General features: G+C 56.1%; 6 protein-coding genes and 1 pseudogene. 4 read left to right on the top strand and 3 right to left on the bottom strand.

Going from position 1 to position 6,338, the window contains the following annotated elements; genetic code table 11:
• The 3 genes from ACXJ5O_RS15815 to ACXJ5O_RS15805 form a co-directional block, all read right to left on the bottom strand.
• A partial coding sequence (locus tag ACXJ5O_RS15815) for an indole-3-glycerol phosphate synthase TrpC (protein WP_457300717.1) occupies positions 1-526 on the bottom strand: 526 nt, incomplete at its 3' end.
• Between the two features lie 2 nt (positions 527-528).
• Positions 529-1,548, bottom strand: a complete 1,020-nt coding sequence (gene trpD, locus ACXJ5O_RS15810; RefSeq protein ID WP_457300716.1) for an anthranilate phosphoribosyltransferase — start codon at positions 1,546-1,548, stop codon at positions 529-531.
• Between the two features lie 12 nt (positions 1,549-1,560).
• A complete protein-coding gene (locus ACXJ5O_RS15805) occupies positions 1,561-3,450 on the bottom strand; it encodes a SurA N-terminal domain-containing protein (RefSeq protein ID WP_457300715.1) in 1,890 nt (629 codons plus the stop codon).
• Between the two features lie 141 nt (positions 3,451-3,591).
• Here ACXJ5O_RS15805 and tpiA point away from each other — a divergent pair, with 141 nt between their 5' ends.
• The 4 genes and pseudogenes from tpiA to ACXJ5O_RS15785 form a co-directional block, all read left to right on the top strand.
• Entirely contained in the window at positions 3,592-4,356 is a 765-nt protein-coding gene (tpiA, locus tag ACXJ5O_RS15800) for a triose-phosphate isomerase (RefSeq protein ID WP_457300714.1), read from the top strand.
• 112 nt (positions 4,357-4,468) lie between these two features.
• Positions 4,469-4,954 carry a preprotein translocase subunit SecG gene (secG, locus tag ACXJ5O_RS15795; protein ID WP_457300713.1) on the top strand — a complete coding sequence of 162 codons (486 nt, stop codon included), beginning with the start codon at positions 4,469-4,471 and terminating at the stop codon, positions 4,952-4,954.
• A gap of 211 nt (positions 4,955-5,165) precedes the next feature.
• A complete protein-coding gene (locus ACXJ5O_RS15790; protein WP_210003688.1) occupies positions 5,166-5,846 on the top strand; it encodes a L,D-transpeptidase in 681 nt (226 codons plus the stop codon).
• A 146-nt stretch (positions 5,847-5,992) separates the two neighbouring features.
• Positions 5,993-6,338, top strand: a pseudogene (locus tag ACXJ5O_RS15785) (CTP synthase); the annotation flags it as partial.

The raw sequence follows: 6,338 nt of genomic DNA, 5'->3' as shown, positions 1-6,338 counted from the left end.
CTGCCTCATCGTGCACTTCGACAAGCACGTCCATATCCAGCGCAACGGCCGTTTCTTCCAGCGCACGTGCTACGTCGTCGGTAACGCTTGCCATAATGACAAGAATGCAATCGGCACCCCAGCTGCGCGCTTCATAGACCTGATAGGTATCGAACAGGAAATCCTTGCGCAGGGCAGGTAGTCTGGTCGTAGCACGGGCGGCTTGCAGGAATTCCGGAGCACCCTGAAATGACGGCGCGTCGGTCAGCACGGAGAGGCACGCGGCTCCTCCGGCCTCATATGCTTTCGCCAATGCTGGCGGATCGAAATCCGGACGGATCAGGCCTTTCGACGGGCTGGCCTTCTTGATCTCGGCGACGAGTGCAAACTGTCCGGCGGCGCGTTTCTTTTGCAGGGCAGCGAGAAAACCACGCGGTGAGTCCTGATCCTTTATCTGTGCTCTCAGTTCATCAAGTGTGACGTGTGTCTTGGCAGCAGCGATCTCCTCGCGCTTATAAGCTTCGATCTTGCGAAGAATATCAACCATGGTCAAAGCGCCTCGCTATTGGAAACGTGAACCAGCTTTTTAAGCACATTTCGGGCAGCACCGCTGTCGATCGAATGTGCCGCCATCTCTATGCCAATCTTGAGATCGGCCGCCACACCGGCAATTACAAGCCCTGCACCCGCATTGAACAGGGTAATATCGCGATAAGCGCCGTGCGCACCATCGAGTACCGAAAGCAGGGACACTGCATTCTCATCGGCCGTACCGCCCTTCAAATCCTGCGGATCCACCAGCCGCAAGCCAAAGGATTCCGGATGGATCTCGAAAGTGCGAACTTTTCCGTTTTCCAGCGCCGCCACCTTGGTCACGCCGGCCGTGGTAATCTCGTCCAGACCATCGCCATGCACAACCCATACGGCTTCAGATCCGAGGTTTTTCAGGACATGCGCTATGGGCTCGACCCATTCAGGCGCGAATACGCCGACAAGTTGACGTTTGACGCCTGCCGGATTTGTCAAAGGACCAAGCAGGTTGAAGATTGTGCGTGTGCCAAGCTCGACGCGTGCGGGGCCAACATGCTTCATGGCCGGGTGATGCATCGGCGCGAACATGAAGCCGATCCCGGCCTGTTCGATGCAGGTGGCAATCAGTTCTGGGCCAATTTCGATGTTGATTCCAAGAGCTGCCAGCGTATCAGCCGCGCCGGAACGCGATGACAAGGCACGATTGCCGTGCTTGGCGACGGGAACACCGGCACCCGCGGCAACGAATGCGGCGCAGGTAGAGACATTGTATGAACCCGATTGATCGCCACCCGTTCCGACAATATCGATGGCATTCGAAGAGGTATTCACCTTCAGCATCTTGGACCGCATGGCGGAAACAGCGCCGGTTATCTCGTCGATATTTTCACCACGCACCCGCAGCGCCATTAACAGGGCACCGATTTGGGCAGGTGTGGCCTGTCCCGACATCATGATGTCAAATGCCTCGACGGCTTCCTCCTGCGAGAGCGCCTTGCCTGTAGCCGCTATGCCGATGAAGCGCTTTAATTCAGCCATTTTCTGTCTGACCTAACGTGCAAGTGCCTGATTGATGACGGTCTGGTTGATGGAAACTGGATATACAGTCTGCAATTGCGCGACGAGCTGGTCGAGCAGGTCGTCGGCAATACGAGAACCGAATGCATCTCGCTCCACGGTCGTTAGGGTTTCCGGTCCGACATTCGCCGGTTCGATCGACTCTGAGACCTTGAAGATGAGTTTCGAGCCGTCGGACGCCGATTCCGTCACACCAACAAGTCCTTCCGGACCATCGAAGACCGATGCAACGCCGCCTTCACCGAGATCCGTATCCTTGCTCTGGCGCGTAATGCCGCGTTTCGTATCCTTGGTAAATTTGAATTCTGCCGCGATATCGTCGAGCGATGTGCCGCCGGCGACACGCTTGCGCACCTCCTCGGCTTTCTCGTTGAGACGCTTTTCGGCTTCGGCCGCCTTCCACGCCGCAACAACGCGCGGCTTTACTTCATCGAGCGGGCGCTCACGGGCAGGCGTTACACTATCGACGTCATACCAGAGATAGCTGTTCGTACCGAGGTTGAACGGTTCATTGTCGAAGCCGACGTCCGCCTGGAAGACTGCTGCCAACTGGTTCTCATCGAAGGGCAGATTGGCAATTTCCTTCTCATCGGCACCATGGCCACTGGAATCGACTGCATCAATCGTTACGACCTTCAGGTTCTGCTTTGCTGCGGCCTCTGCCATGCTCGCACCGTCAGCCCGCGCATTCTCATAGGCATCGTGCACATCAGCAATCGCGGACGCTGCCTGTGTCAAAGCTAAGGTCTCACGAATATCCTTCTCGACTTCGGTGAGAGGCTTGGTGACCTCAGGATTGATAGCCGATACGCGAACGAGAACTGGCCCAAATGCACCCTTCAGCACGTCACTGACACCGTTTGCCTGAAGCGCAAAGATCGGATCGGCAATCGATTGATCGGGCAGGCCGGTTTTCGGGAATGTGCCGAGACGAACGTCATCCATCTTCTTGCCTTCCGACTTGACAATATCGTCGAAGCTGGTTCCGGCCACGATCTTGTCGTATGCAGCCTTTGCTGCATCTTCATTCGCAAAGGTCAACTGTTCGATGGTGCGCGTTTCCGGCGTCGAATAACGCGCGGTGTTGTTGTCATATTCAGTCTTGATCTCTTCGGGTGTCACCAAAGCCGGATTGGCGATATCCTTCGGCTCAAGCTTGACATAGCTTACCTTGCGGTATTGCGGCGCGCCGTAAACTTCCTTGTTTGCATCGAAATACGTCTTCAAATCCGCATCGCTGGGATCGGCAATATCGCTCATGAAGCTCTTCGGCATGGCGACGTAATCGATCGTGCGTGACTCGCCCTTATAAAGAGCAACCGCTTTAAGGAGGGTGTCAGGCGCCTTGACGCCATCGGCAACGGCTTCGACGATCTGCTGACGGCGTGCGACCTGTGCACGGTTGTCGAGATAGCTTTGCGGGCTCATACCGGCGTTGCGGAGCACCATATCAAACTGTGCTGGATTGAAGCGGCCATCGGCACCCTGGAATGCCGGATCTTCAGCGGCGAGCTGTGCCAGACGATCCTTTGACAGGCCGAGCGACATTGTACGCGCCTGTTCGTCGAGAACCACGCCGGCAACTAACTGTCCCTGCACCTGATGACCAATTCCGATGGCATCGGCCTGCTCGCGCGTGAGGCGCTGACCGAAGCGCTGCGATAGTGCAGCCAGTTGGCGATCGTAGGCCAAGCGGTAATCGACCGGCGACACTTCGGAATGCCCGGCGCGAATGGCTGCACTGCCGCTTATTGCACCGAGGATCGTGCTGGAAACACCCCATCCGGCAAAGCTGACCACGAGAAGGCCCATGAGCACTTTTGCCACCCAAGTTTGTGCAACATTGCGGAGAGAGTCGAGCATTAAAAGTCACCGTATCAGTCAAGAGGCTTATTTGAATCCATAGGGGAATAGCGTCATGGAAGGCTTGTGTCGATTGCTTTATCGAGTGAATTTGCTAGTCAGACTGAGAAATTGCCAAAACAATCGCATAAGGAACGCTCAATGACCCCAGATGTCCGTCCGCTCGTTGCTGGTAACTGGAAAATGAATGGTACCGGAGAGTCGCTCGAGGAACTGCGTATCATCGTCAATCGGCCGAATTCCGCGATTGGCGAGAAGATCGACGCGTTGATCTGTGTGCCCGCAACGCTTGTCTTCCGTGCTGCTCAATCCGTCGAGGGTGAAGCGTTGAGTATCGGTGGAGAGGATTGCCACGCAAAAAAATCAGGTGCGTATACCGGTTGTATTTCGGCAGACATGTTGAAAGATGCCGGCGCATCCCACGTGATTGTCGGACATTCCGAACGCCGGGGGGACTATGGCGAAACGGACGAAATGATCAACGCAAAGGCAAGGGCAGCGTGGGAAGCGGGGCTTGTGGCGATCATCTGTATTGGCGAGACAGAAGCGCAGCGCCAGGCAGGCGCTACACTCGACGTAGTTGCTACACAACTTTCGGGTTCGGTTCCAGATGGCGCCAACGCCGACAACAGCATTATAGCCTATGAACCCGTCTGGGCCATTGGAACGGGTCTGACACCGACCGCCACGGATGTACACGAAGTGCATACCTTTATCCGTTCCGCGTTGAGCACGCGTTTCGGTGGTGAAGGCGCTAAGATGCGCATCCTCTATGGCGGATCGGTAAAGCCGGCCAACGCGGTGGAGCTTCTGGGGGTCGAAAATGTCGACGGCGCGCTTGTTGGTGGCGCGAGCTTGAAAGCAGCGGACTTCCTCGCCATCTGTGAGGCGTATCATTCTCTTTGAGCGACGGAAAAACCGCGAAAAGCGCAAGAAAACTGTCACCTGACGGGCTTGGTTTATTGGCCGATACGGTGTAAAGAGCCGCGTCCGACCCCTTGAAAGCAGAAAATACCCCATGCAAACCGTCGTCATCGTGATTCATCTTCTGATTGTACTTGCCCTTGTCGGGGTCGTGCTCATGCAGCGCTCCGAGGGTGGTGGTCTTGGAATTGGTGGTGGCTCGGGCTTCATGACGGCTCGAGGTGCTGCAAACGTGCTGACACGGGCGACGGCGATCCTCGCAACGGGTTTTTTCATTACGTCTTTGGCGCTCGGCATCATGGCCCGCTACGGTGAAAATCCGACTGACATTCTCAACCGTATCCCCACGACCACTGGGACTCAGCCCGCAGGCCAGCAGCCTCCGACGAGTGGTGGCATTCTCAACCAGCTGGGTGGCCCTTCGTCCAATAATGCGACGCCGCCTGCCTCCAATGCGCCGGCAGCCGGTTCGGCGGCGCCAGGTACCACTGCTCCGGCTGCGCCCGAATCGACGCTACCTGCGCCGACAGCTCCGGTTACGCCCGCACAACCGGCAAATCCGGTCCCGAATTCGCAGTAATTCGGACCGCTAAATCGTTTGATTGACGGAAGCGCGTAAAATGTGTTGCGCTTCCGCAACCTTTTGATGCGAACAATGAATCTGTGGTATTCTTCACAGCGATTTGCATTGAGAAGAAACTGGTCTTCGGATATCGCGATATCAGATTGGCCTTGGGGGCCTCGCAAACGCTGCTGATGGCGTTTTGCAATCTACGCGGGAACTTTAAACTATGCTGTCACGTCGCTCTCTGCTTATAGGAATGTCGCTCCTGGCCTTGTCGGGCCCGGCATCCGCAGAACCAATTATCAAAAAAATTCTGAATCCATTCGGGCTTGGCGGCAATGACAAGGCCGACGCTGATGCCCAAGCGGCAGCGCAGCCGATCGAGGTTGCAGAAGTTCGCAAGCCGGTGCAGCCTGCCAAAGCCAAGAACAAATACGGGATCGACCCGAAATACATGCCCCAGGACGTCGAGTTCACGGGTTACAAGCCGGGCACGATCGTAATTGATCCGAAGGCAAAGTTCCTCTACCTCGTCGAAAGCTCGTACACGGCTCGCCGCTACGGTATTGCAGTCGGCAAGGAGGGCCTTGAATTCAAGGGCACAGCCGTGGTCCAGACGAAACGTGAATGGCCACGCTGGATTCCGACCAAAGAGATGATCGAACGGGAACCTGCCCACTACGCCAAATATGAAAACGGCATGGATGGCGGCCCAGGCAATCCGCTCGGTGCGCGCGCACTTTACCTGTCGCAGGGCAACAAGGACACGCACATCCGCATTCATGGAACGATCGTGCCGTCGAGCATCGGAAGTTCCGCATCGAACGGTTGCTTCCGTATGGTCAATGACCATGTGATCGATCTTTACAACCGCGTCAGCATTGGCACGGAAGTTATTGTTCTGTAAGAACTATTGTTGAATTTGTTGGAACGGCCAGACCTCGCGTCTGGCCGTTTCGTTTGGAATGGAAAATGATTGGGACGGGGAAAACGGCTTTAGGGCCGAATTTTTTTGTGGCCAAATCACTTGCAAAGGACTAACGAGATAAGCCCATGGCCCGATATGTTTTCATCACTGGCGGCGTGGTTTCTTCCCTCGGAAAAGGCATCGCTGCTGCCGCTTTGGCGGCACTCCTCCAGGCTCGTGGATACCGTGTACGGATTCGCAAGCTCGACCCTTATCTCAACGTCGACCCCGGCACGATGTCGCCTTACCAGCATGGTGAGGTCTTTGTCACCGATGATGGCGCTGAAACTGACCTCGACCTTGGTCACTATGAGCGCTTCACCGGGCGTCCTGCCAACAAACAGGACAATATCACCACTGGGCGGATCTACCGGAACATCATCGAAAAGGAACGCCGCGGAGACTACCTCGGCGCGACTGTTCAGGTGATCC

The sequence above is a fragment of the Phyllobacterium sp. P5_D12 genome, from assembly GCF_054049495.1.
This window is presented reverse-complemented; position numbering and strand designations above follow the sequence as displayed.

Coding starts and splice junctions, on each gene's coding strand:
- trpD (WP_457300716.1), bottom strand. CDS start 1,548: ATGGCTGAATTAAAGCGCTTCATCGGCATAGCGGCTACAGGCAAGGCG.
- ACXJ5O_RS15805 (WP_457300715.1), bottom strand. CDS start 3,450: ATGCTCGACTCTCTCCGCAATGTTGCACAAACTTGGGTGGCAAAAGTG.
- tpiA (WP_457300714.1), top strand. CDS start 3,592: ATGACCCCAGATGTCCGTCCGCTCGTTGCTGGTAACTGGAAAATGAAT.
- secG (WP_457300713.1), top strand. CDS start 4,469: ATGCAAACCGTCGTCATCGTGATTCATCTTCTGATTGTACTTGCCCTT.
- ACXJ5O_RS15790 (WP_210003688.1), top strand. CDS start 5,166: ATGCTGTCACGTCGCTCTCTGCTTATAGGAATGTCGCTCCTGGCCTTG.